The organism is Streptomyces sp. NPDC048171 (genome assembly GCF_043202655.1).
Taxonomy (GTDB): domain Bacteria; phylum Actinomycetota; class Actinomycetes; order Streptomycetales; family Streptomycetaceae; genus Streptomyces.
Genome location: NZ_JBIDAU010000009.1, coordinates 192117 through 210074, shown reverse-complemented (window position 1 = coordinate 210074; position 17958 = coordinate 192117). Strand labels below are relative to the sequence as shown.

The 17958-nt window shown below is 68.7% G+C and carries 19 protein-coding genes and 2 pseudogenes; 13 read left to right on the top strand and 8 right to left on the bottom strand.

The window, feature by feature from the left end:
- Positions 1-42 precede the first annotated feature (42 nt).
- Positions 43-798, top strand: a complete 756-nt coding sequence (locus ACGF3J_RS25915; RefSeq protein ID WP_161328252.1) for a L,D-transpeptidase family protein — start codon at positions 43-45, stop codon at positions 796-798.
- 17 nt (positions 799-815) lie between these two features.
- Here the strand turns inward: ACGF3J_RS25915 and ACGF3J_RS25910 are convergent, their stop codons facing one another.
- Positions 816-1283: a MarR family winged helix-turn-helix transcriptional regulator gene (locus ACGF3J_RS25910; RefSeq protein WP_161328251.1), complete on the bottom strand. Its 468-nt coding sequence runs from the start codon at positions 1281-1283 to the stop codon at positions 816-818.
- 118 nt (positions 1284-1401) lie between these two features.
- Between ACGF3J_RS25910 and ACGF3J_RS25905 the strand changes: the two genes are divergently transcribed.
- Complete coding sequence (locus ACGF3J_RS25905; protein ID WP_161328250.1) at positions 1402-3204, top strand: ABC transporter ATP-binding protein; 1803 nt, start codon at positions 1402-1404, stop codon at positions 3202-3204.
- A gap of 43 nt (positions 3205-3247) precedes the next feature.
- Complete coding sequence (mltG, locus tag ACGF3J_RS25900) at positions 3248-4150, top strand: endolytic transglycosylase MltG (RefSeq protein ID WP_237552476.1); 903 nt, start codon at positions 3248-3250, stop codon at positions 4148-4150.
- An 11-nt stretch (positions 4151-4161) separates the two neighbouring features.
- Here the strand turns inward: mltG and ACGF3J_RS25895 are convergent, their stop codons facing one another.
- Positions 4162-5241, bottom strand: coding sequence for an NAD(P)-binding domain-containing protein (locus ACGF3J_RS25895; RefSeq protein WP_161328249.1), 1080 nt, complete (start codon positions 5239-5241; stop codon positions 4162-4164).
- Between the two features lie 55 nt (positions 5242-5296).
- Between ACGF3J_RS25895 and ACGF3J_RS25890 the strand changes: the two genes are divergently transcribed.
- Positions 5297-5722: a secondary thiamine-phosphate synthase enzyme YjbQ gene (locus ACGF3J_RS25890; protein WP_161328248.1), complete on the top strand. Its 426-nt coding sequence runs from the start codon at positions 5297-5299 to the stop codon at positions 5720-5722.
- A gap of 509 nt (positions 5723-6231) precedes the next feature.
- Here ACGF3J_RS25890 and ACGF3J_RS25885 read toward each other — a convergent pair.
- Positions 6232-7158: an SDR family NAD(P)-dependent oxidoreductase gene (locus ACGF3J_RS25885; RefSeq protein WP_161328275.1), complete on the bottom strand. Its 927-nt coding sequence runs from the start codon at positions 7156-7158 to the stop codon at positions 6232-6234.
- Between the two features lie 132 nt (positions 7159-7290).
- Here ACGF3J_RS25885 and ACGF3J_RS25880 point away from each other — a divergent pair, with 132 nt between their 5' ends.
- A complete protein-coding gene (locus ACGF3J_RS25880) occupies positions 7291-7527 on the top strand; it encodes a hypothetical protein (RefSeq protein ID WP_161328247.1) in 237 nt (78 codons plus the stop codon).
- 25 nt (positions 7528-7552) lie between these two features.
- Here the strand turns inward: ACGF3J_RS25880 and sigJ are convergent, their stop codons facing one another.
- The gene (sigJ, locus tag ACGF3J_RS25875) at positions 7553-8524 is read right to left on the bottom strand and encodes an RNA polymerase sigma factor SigJ (RefSeq protein WP_161328246.1); all 972 of its coding nucleotides are present in this window, start codon (positions 8522-8524) and stop codon (positions 7553-7555) included.
- 85 nt (positions 8525-8609) lie between these two features.
- Positions 8610-9344, bottom strand: a complete 735-nt coding sequence (locus ACGF3J_RS25870; protein ID WP_393854929.1) for an SDR family oxidoreductase — start codon at positions 9342-9344, stop codon at positions 8610-8612.
- A gap of 72 nt (positions 9345-9416) precedes the next feature.
- On the opposite strand from ACGF3J_RS25870, the gene ACGF3J_RS25865 reads away from it, so the two are divergent.
- Positions 9417-10040 carry a hypothetical protein gene (locus ACGF3J_RS25865; RefSeq protein WP_393854928.1) on the top strand — a complete coding sequence of 208 codons (624 nt, stop codon included), beginning with the start codon at positions 9417-9419 and terminating at the stop codon, positions 10038-10040.
- A gap of 337 nt (positions 10041-10377) precedes the next feature.
- Here ACGF3J_RS25865 and ACGF3J_RS25860 read toward each other — a convergent pair whose 3' ends face one another.
- Positions 10378-11361, bottom strand: a complete 984-nt coding sequence (locus ACGF3J_RS25860; RefSeq protein WP_161328244.1) for a zinc-binding dehydrogenase — start codon at positions 11359-11361, stop codon at positions 10378-10380.
- A gap of 61 nt (positions 11362-11422) precedes the next feature.
- On the opposite strand from ACGF3J_RS25860, the gene ACGF3J_RS25855 reads away from it, so the two are divergent.
- Positions 11423-11731, top strand: a complete 309-nt coding sequence (locus ACGF3J_RS25855; RefSeq protein ID WP_161328243.1) for a helix-turn-helix transcriptional regulator — start codon at positions 11423-11425, stop codon at positions 11729-11731.
- A gap of 58 nt (positions 11732-11789) precedes the next feature.
- Here ACGF3J_RS25855 and ACGF3J_RS25850 read toward each other — a convergent pair whose 3' ends face one another.
- Positions 11790-12260, bottom strand: a complete 471-nt coding sequence (locus tag ACGF3J_RS25850) for a VOC family protein (protein ID WP_161328242.1) — start codon at positions 12258-12260, stop codon at positions 11790-11792.
- A 199-nt stretch (positions 12261-12459) separates the two neighbouring features.
- On the opposite strand from ACGF3J_RS25850, the gene ACGF3J_RS25845 reads away from it, so the two are divergent.
- The 6 genes and pseudogenes from ACGF3J_RS25845 to ACGF3J_RS25820 all read left to right on the top strand — a co-directional run.
- Positions 12460-13212: a flavodoxin family protein gene (locus ACGF3J_RS25845; protein ID WP_161328241.1), complete on the top strand. Its 753-nt coding sequence runs from the start codon at positions 12460-12462 to the stop codon at positions 13210-13212.
- Positions 13213-13232: 20 nt separating this feature from the next.
- Positions 13233-14213, top strand: a complete 981-nt coding sequence (locus ACGF3J_RS25840; protein WP_161328240.1) for a DUF5996 family protein — start codon at positions 13233-13235, stop codon at positions 14211-14213.
- 137 nt (positions 14214-14350) lie between these two features.
- Positions 14351-15373 (top strand): zinc-binding dehydrogenase, encoded by a 1023-nt coding sequence (locus ACGF3J_RS25835; protein WP_161328239.1) that lies wholly within the window; start codon positions 14351-14353, stop codon positions 15371-15373.
- 6 nt (positions 15374-15379) lie between these two features.
- Positions 15380-15529 (top strand): annotated as a pseudogene (locus ACGF3J_RS25830) (VOC family protein); the annotation flags it as partial.
- A 60-nt stretch (positions 15530-15589) separates the two neighbouring features.
- A complete protein-coding gene (locus ACGF3J_RS25825; protein ID WP_237552478.1) occupies positions 15590-16750 on the top strand; it encodes a pentapeptide repeat-containing protein in 1161 nt (386 codons plus the stop codon).
- 122 nt (positions 16751-16872) lie between these two features.
- A pseudogene (locus ACGF3J_RS25820) lies at positions 16873-17064 on the top strand (hypothetical protein); the annotation flags it as partial.
- Here the strand turns inward: ACGF3J_RS25820 and ACGF3J_RS25815 are convergent.
- Entirely contained in the window at positions 16976-17941 is a 966-nt protein-coding gene (locus ACGF3J_RS25815) for a MerR family transcriptional regulator (RefSeq protein ID WP_237552474.1), read from the bottom strand. The pseudogene ACGF3J_RS25820 and the gene ACGF3J_RS25815 sit on opposite strands and share 89 nt — an antisense overlap.
- Between the last annotated feature and the right edge of the window lie 17 nt (positions 17942-17958).

The window sequence follows — 17958 nt, the reverse complement described above, 5'->3', positions numbered from 1 at the left end:
CCTTGGGAACGCAGGTGTGGACGCTGGTGCGACCATGGACCGATGGGAAGTGGTGGCGCACGGCGTACGGCGGTCGCGATGGCGGCCCTGGGATCCCTCACGGTGGCGGCGCTGGCCGGCTGCGGTGGCCCTTCCGGGGGCGGCGCGGAGGACCGGGGGAGCCGACCGGCCGACGGGGCCGGGCACGCGAGTGCCACGGCCGACCCGACGCGGCTCCCCGGCGTCGGCGACCGGTACCAGCGGCTGGTGCCGGCCGGCTCCCGGCAGGTCGTGGCGGTGTACGGCGACGGCCCGGACTCCGCCGACGCCACCGTCGTGCTCTACACGAAGCAGGGCTCCGCCTGGCACCGCGCCCGCAGTTGGGCCGCGCACAACGGCACGAAGGGGTGGACGACCGACCACCGCGAGAACGACAAGCGCAGCCCCGTAGGCGTCTTCACGCTGAGCGATGCCGGCGGAGTGCTCCCGGACCCGGATCCCACTCCGGGTACCGGGCTGCCGTACACCCGTTCCGCGTCCTTCGCGGCGCCGAGGTGGTGGGCGAAGTCGTACTGGCACGACTTCGACTACGTGATCGCCATCGACTACAACCGCGTCAAGGGCACCTCACCGAACGATCCGACCCGTCCACAGGGCGCGTCCAAGGGTGGCGGGATCTGGCTGCACATGGACCACGGGAGCGGCACGTCGGCCTGTGTCAGCCTGCCCAAGCCGGCGATGGAGTACCTGCTGCGCACGCTGGATCCAAACGCACGTCCCGTGGTGGTGATGGGGGACAAGGCGCGGCTGAGGGCCTGACAGCGCCGGGGAGCGCCTCAGCTCCGGGGGGCGCCCCGGTCCGGTCCGCAGCCGGGGCCGTCGACCAGCGTGTCCAGCAGGCCGCCGAGCACCGCGCGTTGCTCGTCCGACAGCGGCGCGAGGATCTCGTCCGCGGCCGAGCGGCGGGCGCCGCGCAGTTCGCTGAGGGCCGTGCGTCCGTCGTCGGTGAGCTCGATCCGGATGACCCTGCGATTGGCCGGATCCGGGGCACGCCGCACCTTTCCGGCCGCCTCCAGCCCGTCGACCAGCGTCGTCACCGCACGGGGGACCACCTCGAGACGCTCGGCCAGGTCGGCCATGCGCGGCGGCGAGCCGTAGTGCGCCAGGGTGCGCAGGAGCCGGGACTGGGCCGGAGTGATGCCGAGGGCACGGTGCTCCAGGTGGCGCTTCTGGATGCGGTGCACCCGGCGGGTGAGCCGCAGCAACTGCTCGGCGAGCAGGCCGTCGGGATCGGGGGCGGTCATGCGGGAACAATATCAGGACAATATTCATTGTGAGTATAGGTAACAATGACCTATGCTCCGCAAGGCCGGCGATCCGAGGGATCCGCCGGCCCCCCACTGCCGACACCCGTAGGAGCCCATGCAACCCGAACGCGCGTCCGCCTGGACCGCACCCGCCGACGCCGAGGAACAGCCCCGGCAGGTGCGACGCATCCTGAAGCTGTTCCGTCCCTACCGGGGCCGCCTCGCGGTCGTCGGACTTCTGGTCGGTGCCGCCTCGCTCGTCTCGGTCGCCACACCCTTCCTCCTGAAGGAGATCCTGGATGTCGCGATCCCCGAGGGGCGCACCGGCCTGCTGAGCCTGCTCGCCCTCGGCATGATCCTGGGCGCCGTCCTCACCAGCGTCTTCGGCGTGCTGCAGACGCTGATCTCCACGACCGTGGGCCAGCGGGTCATGCACGACCTGCGCACCGCCGTCTACGGCCGGCTCCAGCAGATGTCCCTCGCCTTCTTCACCCGCACCCGCACGGGCGAGGTCCAGTCCCGCATCGCCAACGACATCGGCGGCATGCAGGCGACCGTCACCTCCACGGCGACCTCCCTGGTCTCCAACCTCACCAGCGTGGTCGCCACCGTCGCCGCCATGGTCGTCCTCGACTGGCGCCTGACCGTTGTCTCGCTGCTCCTGCTCCCGGTGTTCGTGTGGATCAGCCGCCGCGTCGGCAAGGAGCGCCGGAAGATCACCACCCGGCGCCAGAAGCAGATGGCCGCGATGGCCGCCACGGTCACCGAGTCGCTCTCCGTCAGCGGCATCCTGCTCGGCCGCACCATGGGCCGCTCGGACTCGCTCACCCGCGCCTTCGCGGACGAGTCCGAGGGGCTGGTCGACCTCGAGGTGCGGTCGAACATGGCGGGCCGCTGGCGGATGGCCGTCATCACCATCGTCATGGCCGCCATGCCGGCCGTCATCTACTGGACCGCCGGCATCGCCCTCCAGCTGGGCGGGCCGGAGGTCTCCCTCGGCACGATCGTCGCCTTCGTCTCGCTCCAGCAGGGCCTGTTCCGTCCGGCCGTGAGCCTGCTGTCGACCGGTGTCCAGATCCAGGCGTCGCTCGCGCTCTTCCAGCGCATCTTCGAGTACCTGGACCTGCCCATCGACATCACCGAACGCGACGAGCCCGTCCACCTCGACCACATCAAGGGCGAGCTCCGCTTCGAGGGCGTCGGGTTCCGCTACGACGGCAAGGGCTCCGCGGTTCTCGACGGCATCGACGTCACCGTCCCGGCGGGCAGCAGCCTCGCCGTCGTCGGCCCGACCGGCGCCGGCAAGTCCACCCTCGGCCACCTGGTGCCGCGCCTGTACGACGCGACGGACGGCCGGGTCACCCTCGACGGGGTCGACGTACGCGACCTGGACTTCGACACCCTCGCCCGGGGAATCGGCGTGGTCTCGCAGGAGACGTACCTCTTCCACGCCTCGGTCGCCGAGAACCTGCGCTTCGCCAAGCCGGACGCCACCGACGCCGAACTGGAGGCGGCCGCGCGGGCGGCCCAGATCCACGACCACATCGCCGCCCTGCCCGACGGCTACGACACGGTGGTCGGTGAACGCGGCCACCGCTTCTCCGGCGGGGAGAAGCAACGTCTGGCCATCGCGCGCACCATCCTGCGCGACCCGCCCGTCCTGGTCCTCGACGAGGCGACCAGCGCGCTGGACACCCGTACCGAGGCCGCCGTGCAGGACGCCATCGACGCGCTGTCCGCCAACCGCACCACGGTCACCATCGCCCACCGCCTGTCCACCGTCCGCGACGCCGACCGCATCGTCGTCCTCGACTCCGGGCGCCTGGCCGAACAGGGCACGCACGAGGAACTCCTGGAGCGGGACGGACGCTACGCGGCACTGGTCCGCAGGGACGCCCGACTGGAGCCGACAAGATGATGATATGCCGGGTTTGTGACCAAATTAGGGTTACCGTGCCCGCATGCAGACGAACACTCCGCGACGAAGCGCGAGGCGCGCGAGGAGCGCCAGCAGCACCAGGAGCCCGAGGAGCCCGAGGCGGACGATTCGGCTGACGCGCCGGGGCCGTGTCGCCCTGATCGCGGCCGGCGCCGTCGTGGCCGCCACCGCGGTGGCGGTGCCACTGCTGACGACGGACGAGGAGGGCGAGTCCCGCCCCACCTCGCTCGTGATCCCCGAGGGCTGGCGGGCGACGCAGGTCTACGCGGCCGTCGACAAGACGCTCGGCCTGCCGGCGGGCAGCACCAAGAAGTCCCTGGCCAAGGCCGACCTCAAGCTGCCGAACGACGCCGAGGGAAATCCCGAGGGCTATCTCTTCCCGGCGACCTATCCGCTCGGTGAGTCCCCGACGCCGGACAAGCTGCTGCAGGCCATGGTCGACGCGGCGAACAAGAAGTTCACCGGCGCGCCGGTCGCCGCGGGCGCCCAGCGCAACGCGCTGAACGTCTATCAGGCCGTCACCATCGCCAGCATCGTGCAGGCGGAGGCCGCCGCGAAGGAGGACATGGGCAAGGTGGCCCGGGTGGTCTTCAACCGGCTGGAGCGCGGGATGCCGCTCCAGATGGACTCCACCATCAACTACGCCCTGGGCCGTTCCACGCTGAACACCAGCACCAAGGACACCCGGATCGACAGCCCCTACAACTCGTACCAGCGCATGGGCCTGCCGCCCACGCCCATCGCCAACCCGGGCGACGTCGCGATGACCGCCGCGATCAATCCGACCCCCGGGGACTGGCTGTACTTCGTCACGGTCAAGCCGGGCGACACCCGCTTCACCGCCGACTACGCCGAACACCAGCGCAACGTCGCCGAGTTCAACCGGGTCCGGGAGAGCGCCTCGAAGACGGCCGGGGCCGGGTGACCGGGGGGGCGTCATGCGGCCACCGGTGCCTCCTCGGCCAGCAGTCGCCTGATGTCCCGCACAGCCGAGCGTCCCGCCCGGTTGGCGCCGATGGTGCTGGCAGACGGCCCGTAGCCGACGAGGTGGACCCGCGGATCGGCGAACGCGCGCGTCCCCTCGACCCGGATACCGCCGCCCGCCTCCCGCAGTCGCAGCGGCCGCAGATGATCGATGGCGGGCCGGAACCCGGTCGCCCACAGGATGACGTCCGCGGGCACGCGCCGCCCGTCGCCCCACTCGATCCCCTCGGGCGTGATCCGGTCGAACATGGGCTGCCGGTCCAGCACACCCGACTCCAGACCCGCCCGGATCGCGTCGTTGAGCGGCAGCCCCGTCACCGACACCACGCTCTTCGGCGGCAGCCCCTGACGCACCCGTTCCTCCACGAGCGCCACCGCCGCCCGGCCCGCCTCCTCGTCGAAGGGCCCCTCGCGGAAGACGGGGGGCCGCCTGGTCACCCAGGTGGTGGAAGCGGCGTACGAGGCGATCTCCAGCAGATGCTGAGTCCCCGAGGCACCGCCTCCCACCACGACCACGCGCTGTCCGGCGAACTCCTCGGGCCCCGCGTACTGGGCGGTGTGCAGTTGCCGGCCCCGGAAGGACTCCTGTCCGGGGTAGCGCGGCCAGAAGGGCCGGTCCCAGGTGCCGGTCGCGTTGATCAGGGCCCGCGTGGACCAGGGTCCGTCCGAGGTCTCCACGAGCAGCCGCCCGCCCGTCCCCTCGCGCACCGCGCGCACGTCGACGGGCCGCCGCACCCGCAGGTCGAAGGTCCGCTCGTAGTCGGCGAAGTACGCGCCCACCACCTCGGCGGACGGCCGCGCCGGATCCGCGCCGGTCAGCTCCATCCCCGGCAGCGAGTGCATGCCGTGCACCTTGCCGTACGTCAGTGACGGCCAGCGGAACTGCCAGGCGCCCCCGGGGCCGGGCGCGTGATCCAGCACCACGAAGTCGCGTTCCGGCTCGAAGCCGGTGCGCCGCAGGTGAAAGGCGGCGGCGAGTCCCGCCTGACCGGCCCCGATGACGACGACCTCGACCTCGCGTGTGTAGTTCACGCTTCTACCAACGGCGCCGGGGGTCCGGATCTTCCCGCGGTGTCAGGATGGTGCCATGTCAGATGCCTTCACCACCCGCGTCCTGAACCTCGCCACCGGCTCGGCGGAGCGTGTCGCCGACATCACCGGTGACTGCGAGTCCTTCCTGCGCGAGGCGGCGGCCGGCCGCGACGGCCTCCTCAACGTCTTCGTGCCGCACGCCACCGCCGGGATCGCGATCATCGAGACCGGCGCCGGCAGCGACGACGACCTGCTGGCCGCACTGCACGCCCTGCTCCCGGCCGACGACCGCTGGCAGCACCGCCACGGCAGCCCGGGCCACGGCCGCGACCACGTCCTGCCTGCCTTCGTACCCCCGCACGCGACCCTGCCGGTGATCGACGGCCGCCTGGAGCTGGGCACCTGGCAGTCGGTGTGCCTGGTGGACACCAACAGGGACAACCCCGACCGCCAGGTTCGGTTGAGCTTCGTCGGTGGGTGAGCCGATCTGGTTGCACGATAGGCGGGAAGTCCGGCCGCACTTACCAGTCGCTCGGACGGTGTATTCGAACCATGATCCGCTGGGTAATGATCGGCATCACGGTCCGGCGGCTCACGCGCACTGGCCCGCCACTCGGCCAGGGCCCCGACCGCTCACCCCAATCCTGGTATCGGGGCATACGACCGGCTCATAGGTGATCGGCTGGCTCAGTCCGCATCATTGCCGAGAAGGAGCGCCTCCAGCGCGAGCAGAACACCGTCATCGAGCTGCGGGACCGTCAAGCCGCTTGCCTGAGCATGTGCCGACGATCTTCTTGGCGCCGTATGTGCTCTGACTGGGCACGGGTACGTCGTGGAGGTTTTGATGCTCTGGGTGTCGATGAAGGAGCCCGTGGGTTCGGGCTTGGTGCGGTACCGGTCATGCAGTGGGCGAGTAGAGGCCAGACTCGGGTGCCGACGAGTAACCTGCCTCGCCCACCATCAGGAAAGATCACTCAAGGTACCGAAGCACTACTTGCGCAGAATGTCGGAGGCGACGTTCCACAGGCGCTCAGCGTTCGCAGGGTCGACGGCATATGCAGCCACTGCGTTCATGCCGAACTCGGTGGGTCGGGCGTCAACGATGGGCGCCTCATTGACATCCTCGAAGTAGCGGCCGCCGATGTCTTCGACCAGCGGGGAGGCGGCGAGGAACACAGAGGTCGCGGCGCCCTGCTCGATCGTCTTGCGGTAGGGCTCAGGGGTTCGCAGACCGCCGGTGTGCTTCTGAAGGCCCGTGGCGATGGCGCCGGGGTTGAGTGTGTAGGCCCTGATGCCGTCGCCGGCCCAGCGGCGGTCGGCCTCGACGGCAAGCAGAGCCTCGGCGGTCTTGGACTGCCCATACGCGGCCAGTGCGTCATAGGGGCGGAAGCGGAAATCGAGGTCGTCGAAAACGACCGGCGAGAACAGGTGGCCACTTGAAGAGACGGAGACCACGCGCGCGCCTTGGGCCTCAGCAAGTGCCGAGTGCAGACCAAGAGTTAGAGCGAAGTGACCCAAGTAGTTCGTAGCGAACTGCTGCTCCTGACCGCGGATGCCGCGCTCAAGCTCAGGCGGCATCATGATGCCGGCGTTGTTGACCAGAATATTCAGCGGTCCGTCCCATGAGGCGGAAAAGGAGTTCACCGAGTCGAGGTCCGCGACGTCGAGGTGCGCCGCCCGGACAGCATCGTTTCCCGTTTGCGTCCGCAGATCCGCTGCTATCTGTTCGCCCGCGTCCGGGCGCCGCACCGCCAGGGTCACCTCGGCGCCAGCGGCCAGAAGTGCCCGAGCTGTTTCCACTCCGATACCGGAAGTGGCCCCGGTGATAATTGCGCGCCTGCCGGAAAGATCCACGTCCTTGATCACGTCACTCGCAGTGGAGTCACTGTCGAAAGGGCTGCGGAAAAGCTGAGACATAGGTTTTTCCAATGCTCGATCCTTGTCCGCACTGACTTCGAAACCTGTATCCATACCTACTCCGGGCTCCTTCGAGCAAATTTCCATCTTTAGGGGTACGGGCGCGATCATGGGCGACTCGTCTTGAGGCGCGTGGACATCGACGGCGTGATCAACCGCGAGTCCGACGAACAGGGTCGATTCATCGGTGTCGCCGTCTCTATGGAGTCAGCTCAGAATTCTCGCCAAGGTCCTGATCCCACGAGGACCGCGCCCTCGGAGGGCGCGCGGCCGCTGAACTCCGATAACCTGGGCGCAACCCTGAAGCGGATCACTCTCGATCTAGAGGAGATCGCCGACGTCACAGGTGTAGCCCTGATCCACAACTGAATTTTGGAGAAATCACTTGAAAATCTCAGTCGCTGAGTGCCCAATACGTCAGCTTCATGGGATTCAGCATCATCCACACATTCGTGATGAAGTCATCACCCACGTCGAAAGTAACCACTCCATACATATGCTGCTCATTACGCAGAATATATCCTAGCCCGTCAGCTGTTGCGCGCCGCTCGAAGCGAAGGGCGGGCTGCTTGCGCATCACGCCCATGAGCCACCGACTTACGTGGTCGGGCCCACGAATGACCTGTGGTGCGGCATTGACGAAGCCACCTCCGTCTACTCGGAGTTCAATATTTGGAGCCAGTACGCGAAGTAGTTCCTCGATGTCGCCTCCGACAGCTGCATCAAGGAATGCCTGCACAACTCTGTCGTGCTGGTGCGTAGACACCTGCGCGTGCCTTCCTCGTCGGACGTGGCGGCGCGCGGACGCAGCCAGTTGCCTTGTCGCTGCGGCTGAACGGCCTACGATGTCCGCTATCTCGTCGAATGGGACACCGAATACGTCGTGCAGCACGAACGCGACTCGCTCTGCTGGTGTCATGGCTTCGAGAACCGTCAGCAACGCCATGCTGACTGAATCATCAAGCGTGATGCGATCGAGCGGATCAGTAGCGAGATCCGTTGAACCTAGTGGCGCCGTCGCTGTGCCTGCGAAGAGGTCGGCCGGGACGGGCTCCGGTAGCCATTGGCCGACGTAGCTTTCCCGCCGCGCCCGCGCGGAGCCCAGCAGGTCGAGTGAGATACGGCTCGCAACGCGCATCAGCCATGCTGCCGGTGCGGCGACTTTCTCACGCTCCTCAGACTCAAGCCGGTACCACCTAACGTATGTCTCTTGCACGACATCTTCGGCGTCGGCCAGGGTGCCCGTCATGCGAAAGGCAAGCGACAGCAGACGTTTTCGCTCCGCCATGACCAAGTCCGGAGGCCATGATTCATTGCACTCTGCTCTTGCGAGCTCTGTGGACTTGGCGGGAATATCTTCCGGCATGGGGCACCCTTCCGATTGGAGTGCAGAACGCCCGAGCTGACATCGCCTAGCACTCGGGCGCCGCATCGACCTTTCGCTACAGACTTCAGGCGCTGGGGATTCCTGAAGTCGGGTACTTTACGATTCCTGCCCGGTAGGTGCCGCGCGGAACCATTACGTCCCGTGCCTCCTGCGCGTCAACAGTTACAACCTCGCGATCGTCTCCGCGATCCGCCAAAGTCGCCCGGAAGAGGTCGTCGTGGTAGTAGCGGTCGGGTCCAGCGATCTCGATTTCGCTTCCCGGCTCCAGGGTTGTGACAGCCTCCGCGAGCAGGTCGATGACCTCGTCCAGATCGACGGGCTGGATGAGTGACCTCGGAGCGACTACCTTCCCCTCCACGGTGTGCTGGTCGATGAGGGTAGGAATATAGCTCTGGAACTGGGTCGCCCGGATGATCGTCGCGGGGATCGAAGCGGACCGCAGGGCCTTCTCCTGCGCCACCTTTCCGAGGTAGTACCCGATCTCGGATGCGTCCCCCTGCCCGACGCCTACGATGGAAAGCACGATGTGATGACGCACACCAGCCCGCTTGCCCTCGGTCGTCAGCCGATCGATCGATTTCTCGAAGAAGGAGATTGCCCCCTCCGCGTCGAAACGAGGGGTGTTCAGAACGTTGACGATGGTGTCGACTCCGACGAGAGCCTCAGCGAGGCCCCGGCCAGAGATCACGTCGATCCCGTCCTCGAGGCCTCCCGAAACGACCTCGATGTCGTGGGCAGTCAACCTGTCAGCAAGGCGCGACCCAACACGGCCACGACCACCAGCTATGAAAACCTTCATTTCCTCACTCCGTTCCGGGGCACGAGTCACCGCCCTCACCAACATGACGACGCAGGTCGGAAAAATGTGAGGTTGCAAAGCCAGACTCTCCGGCACCGCTCGGCAGCCTGGCGCGGGCAAGAGCGTCACCATCCTCCTCACGCCGGCTTCGCCTACCTCGTCCATGAACGGGACCTCGTCGCCAGCATCGCCGAACGGGTCGGCGCCCGCGCGCTGAGCTCCAGGACCGGATCGCCGGCCTGCTGGAGCGGTGAAGGCCGTCGGCCGGGAGAACGCCCGCCTCAAGCAGCAAGCCACCACCGCCCGGCCAGAGAGCTCGCCCAGACGGCCACCGACGTCGCCGACGTACAGGGCGTGACGGTCACCACCGAGGGCGCGGCCCAGGACGCCCGCGCGCTCGCCCTGGCCGTCCGTGACCGTCTGCCCGCCAGGCTGCCCGGCAAGGCCGCGGTCGGCACGAGCGCAGGCCTGGTCATCGCCCTCAACCCCGTAGCCGACGCGGGCCTGAACGCTGCGACGCTGCCCAAACAGTTCCTCGGCGGGCGCGGGGGCGGCAGCGCCAAGCTGGCCCAAGGCGGCGGGCTGACCGCGGATGCCATCGCCGGCGCACTCGCGGCCCTGCCTGCCGCGATCGGTGTAGGGCGTTGCAACGATCTTCCCCGGTGTCGCCAGCTCACCGCCGTGACGCTCATTTGACGCTCTGAGCCCTGTACGCCCCTTAGCCGGTTAGCGGAACGATGCCTGAGCTGCTGTTTCGTGCCCCGCAGTGCAGGTCGACACCATTCCGATGGCACATCACGTGGAGCCAGCGATCGGGGAGCGTGAAGGTTGCCTTAACGGAGTTTGGTGGACACCAACAGGGACAACCCCGACCGCCAGGTCAGGCTGAGCTTTCTGGGCTGAGCCGGATCGTCCTGGGTGCGGCCGCCTGTTCTCCGTACCGTGCGTGTCCGGAACGGCGGCGCGAGGACGTGCCGACCGCCGTCGCGTCCGCTGCCGTCGGTGCGATCGCGGCGCCGACCATCCCGCGGACCTACTGGTGCACGGCGACGGCGATCTTGCCACGTGGGCGCCTGCGGACCCCGCCGACGGAGCCGCCCTCCAGGAGTGTGTGCGCCTGTGCGACGTCGGCCAGCGGTAGCACCTCGCCAATCACCGGCCGGAGTCTGCCCTGGTCGACCAGGCGGCCGAGTGCCGCGAGCTTCGCCCGGCCGGGGCTGACGAACAGGAAGTGGTAGGTCGCGTTCACCCCCCACGCGGCGAGCAGATTCTGAGGTTCGGGCGTGTCCACGATGGACACCACCCGGCCTCGGTCGGCGAGGACCTCCGGGCTGCGGGCGAGCGTGTCCCCACCCACCGTGTCCAGCACGACGTCCACCCCGCCCAGCGCGCGGACCTGCGGCACGTAGTCACCGGCCGAGAAGTCGATCACGGTGCCGGCTCCCAGTCCGGTGACGAACTCGTGATCCCTTGCCCGCGCGGTGGTCACGACCTCGGCTCCCAGTGCGGCGGCGACCTGGATCGCGGCCGAGCCGACCCCGCCCGCTCCGCCGTGCACCAGGACCCGTTCCCCGGCCCGCACCCCGGCGCGTTCGACCAGCGCCTCCCACACCGTGACGCCCACCAGCGCGAGACCGGCGGCCTCGACGTGCGACAACCGGCTGGGCTTGCGGGCGGCCAGGGCCTGGTCGACCACGTGGAACTCGGCGTAGGTTCCCTGCCCGGCAAATACCGGTGCCAGGTACCAGACCTCGTCGCCCGGCTGGAAGTCGCCCGCCCCAGGGCCGCTCTCGACCACCACGCCGGACACGTCGTTGCCGATCACCACAGGCAGCGCCACCTGGTCCCGGTAGTCGCCGCGCCGGGTCTGCAGGTCGAGAGGGTTCACGGACGTGGCCTCCACGCGCACCAGCAACTGGCCGGGTCCGGGAGTGGGCATGGGCAGCTCTCGAATGGCGAACGCGGTGTCCGCGTCGCCGAAGCGGACGAGTTCCATCGCACGCATCAAAGTCGTCATGGGACAACAATAAATCGTAATATCGCGAATCGTCAATATGATCGTGCGTTACGATCACCGCATGTTCTCGGAGGCGGAGTTGCTGGCTGTGTTCCGGGCCCTGTCCAACCCGGCCCGCCGCCAGATGCTGGTGTGGCTCAAGGAGCCGATGAGTTTCCCTGGCCAGAAGCCCGAGGACGTCGAGATCGGTGTCTGCGTCACCGACATCCAGCGGCGCACGGGTCTGGGGCAGTCGACCACCTCGCAGTACCTCGCGATGCTGCGGCAAGCGGGGCTGGTGGTCGCCACCCGGCGGGGCAAGTGGACGTACTACCGCCGCGACGAGGCGAACATCGCCCGCCTCCTGGAGACCCTGCGCGACGTCTTCTAGATCCCCTCACCCATACGACCTCGAGAACCACAGCGCGTGAGGCGGAGTGGACCGTCCGTTACCCGTCAGTGCCCGCGGGTGGGTCGGCGAAGACGCCTTTCAGCATCCCGGTGGCCTGCCCCACCTCGATCAGGTAGCCGTCCGGGTCCCGCATGTAGCAACGCACCTCCGCCTTGCGGTCGATCGGCTCGGTCAGGAACCGCGCTCCCTTCGCGCTCGCATCCGCATGGAAGGCGGCGATGTCGGCCACCCGCACGTTGAGGAAGCCGGACACCCTCGCCGGCCCGCCCGTCGCCGGGTCCCCCGGCGGTTCCAGCGAGACGCCGGGCTTGTCGGGGGTGGGGCCGCCCCCGGGGTTCATGATGATCCAGCTGTTGGCGACCTTCACGATGGCCGGGTTCTCCTCGAGCACGATCTCCCCGCCCAGGACGTCGGCGTAGAAGCGCCGGGAGACCGCCACGTCGCGGACGGTCAGGAAGTGGGTGAGGAGCAGTCCCTGGGCCGGAGCCGGTAGGTCTTGCTGTGCCATCGTCCATACCTCCTGAACGGAGTGTGGGGATCGAACGGACGTGACCCGAGTGCCCGCCTCCGGCCGCGCCCAGGCATCCCGCACCCTGATCGACTCGTCCCCAGTGGGCGTGGCGGAGGCGGCAAACCCCCTGTGCCGACCTACGGTGCTGCTCGCGGCGCTCTCGAACTGCTCACCACGCACCCAAGGGGAACCGATCATGGCAGGACCCGTAACGGAAGCAGACGCGAGGTCCACAGAGGGGAACGGGCCCCGTTTCGACGGGCTGCGGGCGCTGTTCATCAACGCCACCCTCAAACGGTCGCCCGAGGTCAGCAACACCGGCGGCCTCATCGACCGCAGCGTGGAGATCATGCGGCACCACGGAGCGCAGGCCGACATCGTCCGGGCCGTCGACCACGACATCGCCACCGGCGTCTGGCCGGACATGACCGAGTACGGCGCCCCGCTGGACGAGTGGCCCCGGCTCTACCGTCGCGTGATGGACGCGGACATCCTGGTCCTGTGCGGCCCCGTCTGGCTCGGTGACAACAGCTCCGTCATGAAGCAGGTCATCGAGCGCCTGTACGCCTGCTCCAGCATGCTCAACGACGCGGGTCAGTATGCCTACTACGGCCGGGTCGCCGGCTGCCTGATCACCGGCAACGAAGACGGCGCCAAGCACTGTGCCATGAACGTCCTCTACAGCCTGCAGCACCTGGGCTACACCATTCCGCCGCAGGCCGACGCGGCCTGGGTGGGAGAGGCCGGGCCGGGACCGTCATATCTGGACGCCGGCTCCCGCGGGCCGGACAATGAGTTCACCAACCGCAACACCACATTCATGACGTACAACCTGCTCCACCTGGCGGCGATGCTGCGCGCAGCCGGAGGCATCCCGCCCCATGGCAACCTGCGCGCCGCATGGGACGCCGGCTGCCGCCCCGACTCCAGCAACCCGGAACACCGATAGCCGAAGCGGAGGTGGACGCCGTGAGCCTTCAGCACTCATCCACCGCATCCGAGTCCTCGCACCGGGCGGTCTGGCCCTCACTACGGGTGGCCGACTGGACCACAACCCGTGACACCCTGCACATGTGGACACAGATCGTGGGCAAGCTGCGGCTGGCCCACGCGCCCATGGTCAACCACTGGTGGCAGGTGACCCTCTACGTCACCCCGAGGGGCCTGACGACCAGCTCGGTGCCCTACGGCGACGGCGCCTTCGATGCGGAGTTCGACTTCGTCGAGCACCGGCTCGTCATCCGCAGCAGCATGGGCGCGAGCCGCGAAGTGGCCCTGAAGCCCAAGTCGGTCGCGGCTTTCTACACCGAGATCATGCAAGCCCTGAACGAGCTGGGCATCGAAGCTGCCTTCCAGCGGCGGCCCAACGAGGTGGAACCCTCCATCCCGTTCGCCGAGGACGAGCAGCACTGCTCCTACGACGCGACGGCAGCACACCTCTTCTGGCGCCAACTGCTGCAGGCCAACCGTGTCCTGGGCCGATTCCGCGCGGAGTTCGTCGGCAAGGTCAGCCCCGTCCACTTTTTCTGGGGCGCCATGGACCTGGCATGCACCCGCTTCTCCGGCCGGCCGGCCCCCACCCATCCGGGCGGCGCCCCGAACTGCGGCGACTGGGTGATGGTGGAAGGCTACTCGCAGGAACTCTCCAGCTGCGGATTCTGGCCCGGCGGCGGCGACGAGGGTGCCTTCTACTCCTACGCGTACCCCGAGCCGGACGGTTTCGCCGCCCACCCGGTGCGCCCCGAGGGCGCCTACTACAGCGCCGAGAACGGACAGTTCCTGCTGCCGTACGAGACCGTGCGCACCGCGCGCGATCCCGACCACGCACTGATGGAATTCCTGCACACCACCTACGAGGCTGCTGCCGAGCACGGCGACTGGGACCGCGCCACACTGGAGAGCGATCCGCGTCGTTGGGACCGGACTGCACCACGAGCAGAGCCGGGCTGAGTGTGTCGTCTTGCCCGACGAGCACGTACTCGGGCGCTGAGGCCGATATCCGGAAACGCCGCAGTCAGGCTTGACCTCAAGTTGAGTTGACGTTGCACGGTGGGTCTACTGCTGCGGATCTACCGGGAGGAACGGCTATGCGCGCCGTTGTACTGCACGAGTTCGGCCCCGCTGCGAACCTCCGCTACGAGACTGTCCCCGACCCCGTGCCCGGCCCGGGTGAGGTTCTCCTGCTGGTGAGGGCCGCGGGGGTGCATCAGATCGAGACGGCCATGCGGGAAGGGCTCGAGATCGGTCCGCCGCTCCCAGGACTTCCGGCGATTTTCGGGGGAGAGGTGGCCGGCGTCGTCAGGGCGGTCGGGCCGGCCGTGGACGAGTCCTGGATCGGCGCCGACGTGGTGACCGCGCACGGCAGACCCGGCGGCTACGCCGAGCTCGCCGCAGCCGACGTGTCGTCCCTGCACCGGATCCCGGCCGGACTGGGGCACGAGGCCGCCGTCACGATGGTCGTCACGGGCGCAACGACCATGGGCCTGCTCGACATCGCAGAACTCACCTCCGGCGACGTGGTCCTGGTCACCTCCGCGGCCGGTGGCATCGGCCGTCTGGTCGTCCAGTTCGCCGGCCGTCTCGGCGCGACGGTCATCGGAGCGGCAGGGGGAGCGGCCAAGATCGCCGCCTTGCGAGAACTGGGAGCGGACATCGCTGTCGACTACAACCTGCCGGACTGGGCGGGTACGGTCCGCGACGCGTTGGACGGGCGTGGCGTCACGGTCGTTCTGGACGGTGTCGAGGGCGACAAGGGACGGGCCGCCTTCGGCCTGCTGGCCGAAGGCGGTCGGTACATCACCATCGGCGCTGCCTCGCGGGAGGAGTTCCGGCCCGATGAGGCTGAGCTGAAGGAGCGCGGTGTGCACTTCACCGACGCACTGGCCCGGCTGCTGGAGGGCCAAGACGCGGTCGCCGACGAGGGCCGCGCGCTGGCGGCGGCCGCCGAGGGGAGCCTGGTGCCCGCCTTCCAGACCTTCCCCCTGTCGCAGGCGGCCGCGGCGCACGCCGCTCTGGAGGCCAGGGCGACAACGGGCAAGGTCGTCCTGGTCCCCGACGCACAGTCACCCGCACAGCGAGGCCTGTCGCGGTCCGAGGTTTCCCCGCAATGAGCGGCAGGATGCACCCGGTTCGCCGCACTCGAGGCAGAGTGCGCACGACTGGTCGCGCTCGGTGCGACCCACGTGCAAACGCTGTACGCCGACGAGGAGAACGACTCGTGCATCCCGATGCTGGACATCGCGGGCAACGAGTTCTGCGTCGACTGATCGCGGGCCCGTGGCGTCCCTCTTGATCGTCTTCTGAGCGGCGCCTAGGCTCCCATGCCCATGGAGACGGGGGAGTCGGACCGCGGGCGGCGGGGATGGCGCGACAGGCCGGTCGGACGTCGTATTGCCGCAGGCCTGCTCGCCGGAGCGGGTCTGGTCGTGCTGGGTGTGCTGTTCGTCGTGCTGCCGGGGGTGGTGGTCGACCACGACCTCGCCGGGGCGAGCGTCGCCGCGCAGGACCGGCTGAAGGCGGTGAACGACGTCCGTACGGCGCTTCTGCAGGTGGTCGGTGGCCTGGTCGTGCTTTTCGGCGCCTACGCCACGTGGCGGCAACTGCGGGTGAGCCAGGACGGATTGCGTGCCACCCAGGAAGGCTACGTCACCGACCGATTCAGCCGCGCCGTCGACCAGCTCGGCAGCGACAAGCTGGATGTGCGCATCGGCGGGTTGCACGCGCTGTGGCGGATCGCGGAGCAGTCCACCCGTGACCGGGAGGCCATCATCTCCCTCCAGGCCGCGTATCTGCGGACACACCTGACCTGGCCACCTGCGGGACCGGAATCACCGGGGCCGGACGTGCCCATCAACGACGTCGCACCGCTGGAGACCCGCGCCGCCGACGCCCAGGTGGCGCTGACCGCGCTCGGTGTGCTCTGCCAGCGCCGGGAGCAGTCCTGGGTCAATCTCAGCATCACCGATTTGCGCCGAGCAGACTGCGACGGGCTGTGGTTTCCCGAGGTCAACTTCGACCGCGCCTGCATGGAGGCGGCGAGTCTGTACCGCGTCAATCTGACACAGGCGTCCCTGGTCTCCGTCAACCTGCGGCACGCCGACCTCACGACCGGGGTTCTCCGCCGGGCTCGCTGCGTCCTTGCCGACCTGCGAGCCGCGAAGCTCGTCGAAACCGACTTGTGTGACGCCGACTTCACCGAGACCGACCTGCGCGAGGCGAACTTGCGCAAGGCCACCGCGCACGGTGCGGTCTTCCACCGCGCCGACCTCCGCATGGCTGACTTGCGCGGCACCGACTTGAGTACCGCCGACCTCGTCGAGGCACGACTGACCGGAGCCCTGGCCAGTGAGCACACCCGCTGGCCTGTCGGCTTCGACCGCACGGCCGCCGGGGTCGTCGACTCCGACGACCCCGGACCCGAGCCCTCGCCCCTGCCCCAGCCGCCAGGGGTGACGTGGCAGGCACCGTCGCTGAGGTCCGCCCCCTGAACACGGTTCCGGATGCGCTCACCGGGCTATGAGTTCTCGCGGCGCCGGGAGTCTCAACAGACGTGTGCCGGGTCGAGTGAAGGATGAACGCATGGGCAGCGAGGTTTGGCCGACGGTCCAAGCAGGCTCGCACTCCTGCGTCTTTCGGTGGGGCGAAGGAGCTGACGGCCGGTATCCGGCTCACGGCGGTGGACGCCGACCTGGCCATTGGGGACGGCCCGGAAGTCAGAGGTCCTGCGCTTTCGTTGCTGCTGGCTGTCTGCGGGCGGCGGGTGGCTCTGGAGGAGCTTGACGGACCGGGGACGGATTCCCTCGTGACACCGAGCCGGTGACGCCGGAGGGCGGCTCAGACCCCGGGGCGGCGAGGTCCCCGGCAAGGAGCCGTGCCGTGAGTTCCATGCACCGTGTCCGGGCCGCGGAGAATCCGTAGGGCATCTTGGTCACCGCTTCGAAGGCACTCATCCGGGTGTCCTCCTCGCCGCTCGACTCCGCGTCGTAGATCTCGAAGAGCCTCTCCTCGGCCACGTCCAGTCCGGCCGCTTCAATGGCCTGGTGCAGGGCCTTGTGGTGGGCGCAGTGCTGCGCGGCGAGTTCCTCGACCCGCGGGTCGTGGGGGGCGACGGTGTCATCGAGGGCGGCGTCGGCCGCGTCGAGGCGGTCTGCCTCGGCCCGTAGGCCGGGATGCGTCGCCAGCGTGATGAACACGCCGGCCTGGATCGCGGCTCCCAGCGGCCCGAAGATCCGTTCCGTGACCAGCAGGGCGTCCAGGTCGGAGGGGCGCAGTGCGCCAGGGGGCAGGTGGCTGAGCCGGTCCGTGACCAACGGTGAGAGCAAGCCCAGTGGGCTGCCCACGACCCGCAGGCGCTGGACTGCCGCGCGCTGACGCCTGATGGTGGCCTCCTGGGCGGCCAGCGCCTCCTCCAGCCGGCCCAGGACGTCCTCGACGTCCCGGGCTTCGTCGAAGGCGGCCCGCATGTCGTCCAGGCTGATACCGGCCTCGGACATCTTGCGGATCCACAGCAGGCGGATCATGTCGTCGTAGCCGTAGCGGCGGCGTCCGTCTCCGCCTCGCTCGGGCTCCGGCAGCAGACCGATCTGGTGGTAGTGACGAATGGCGCGCGGGGTGGTTCCGGCGAAGGCGGCGGCATCGCCGATTCTGACCTGGCGGGGAGGTGTGGCGGACGGGTACATCGCAGACGGGGCCTTTC

Bases quoted from the DNA above. Each gene is read 5' to 3' on its own strand.
- ACGF3J_RS25915 (WP_161328252.1), top strand. From the start codon at position 43: ATGGGAAGTGGTGGCGCACGGCGTACGGCGGTCGCGATGGCGGCCCTG.
- ACGF3J_RS25910 (WP_161328251.1), bottom strand. From the start codon at position 1,283: ATGACCGCCCCCGATCCCGACGGCCTGCTCGCCGAGCAGTTGCTGCGG.
- ACGF3J_RS25905 (WP_161328250.1), top strand. From the start codon at position 1,402: ATGCAACCCGAACGCGCGTCCGCCTGGACCGCACCCGCCGACGCCGAG.
- mltG (WP_237552476.1), top strand. From the start codon at position 3,248: ATGCAGACGAACACTCCGCGACGAAGCGCGAGGCGCGCGAGGAGCGCC.
- ACGF3J_RS25890 (WP_161328248.1), top strand. From the start codon at position 5,297: ATGTCAGATGCCTTCACCACCCGCGTCCTGAACCTCGCCACCGGCTCG.
- ACGF3J_RS25885 (WP_161328275.1), bottom strand. From the start codon at position 7,158: ATGTCTCAGCTTTTCCGCAGCCCTTTCGACAGTGACTCCACTGCGAGT.
- sigJ (WP_161328246.1), bottom strand. From the start codon at position 8,524: ATGCCGGAAGATATTCCCGCCAAGTCCACAGAGCTCGCAAGAGCAGAG.
- ACGF3J_RS25870 (WP_393854929.1), bottom strand. From the start codon at position 9,344: ATGAAGGTTTTCATAGCTGGTGGTCGTGGCCGTGTTGGGTCGCGCCTT.
- ACGF3J_RS25860 (WP_161328244.1), bottom strand. From the start codon at position 11,361: ATGACGACTTTGATGCGTGCGATGGAACTCGTCCGCTTCGGCGACGCG.
- ACGF3J_RS25855 (WP_161328243.1), top strand. From the start codon at position 11,423: ATGTTCTCGGAGGCGGAGTTGCTGGCTGTGTTCCGGGCCCTGTCCAAC.
- ACGF3J_RS25850 (WP_161328242.1), bottom strand. From the start codon at position 12,260: ATGGCACAGCAAGACCTACCGGCTCCGGCCCAGGGACTGCTCCTCACC.
- ACGF3J_RS25845 (WP_161328241.1), top strand. From the start codon at position 12,460: ATGGCAGGACCCGTAACGGAAGCAGACGCGAGGTCCACAGAGGGGAAC.
- ACGF3J_RS25835 (WP_161328239.1), top strand. From the start codon at position 14,351: ATGCGCGCCGTTGTACTGCACGAGTTCGGCCCCGCTGCGAACCTCCGC.
- ACGF3J_RS25825 (WP_237552478.1), top strand. From the start codon at position 15,590: ATGGAGACGGGGGAGTCGGACCGCGGGCGGCGGGGATGGCGCGACAGG.
- ACGF3J_RS25815 (WP_237552474.1), bottom strand. From the start codon at position 17,941: ATGTACCCGTCCGCCACACCTCCCCGCCAGGTCAGAATCGGCGATGCC.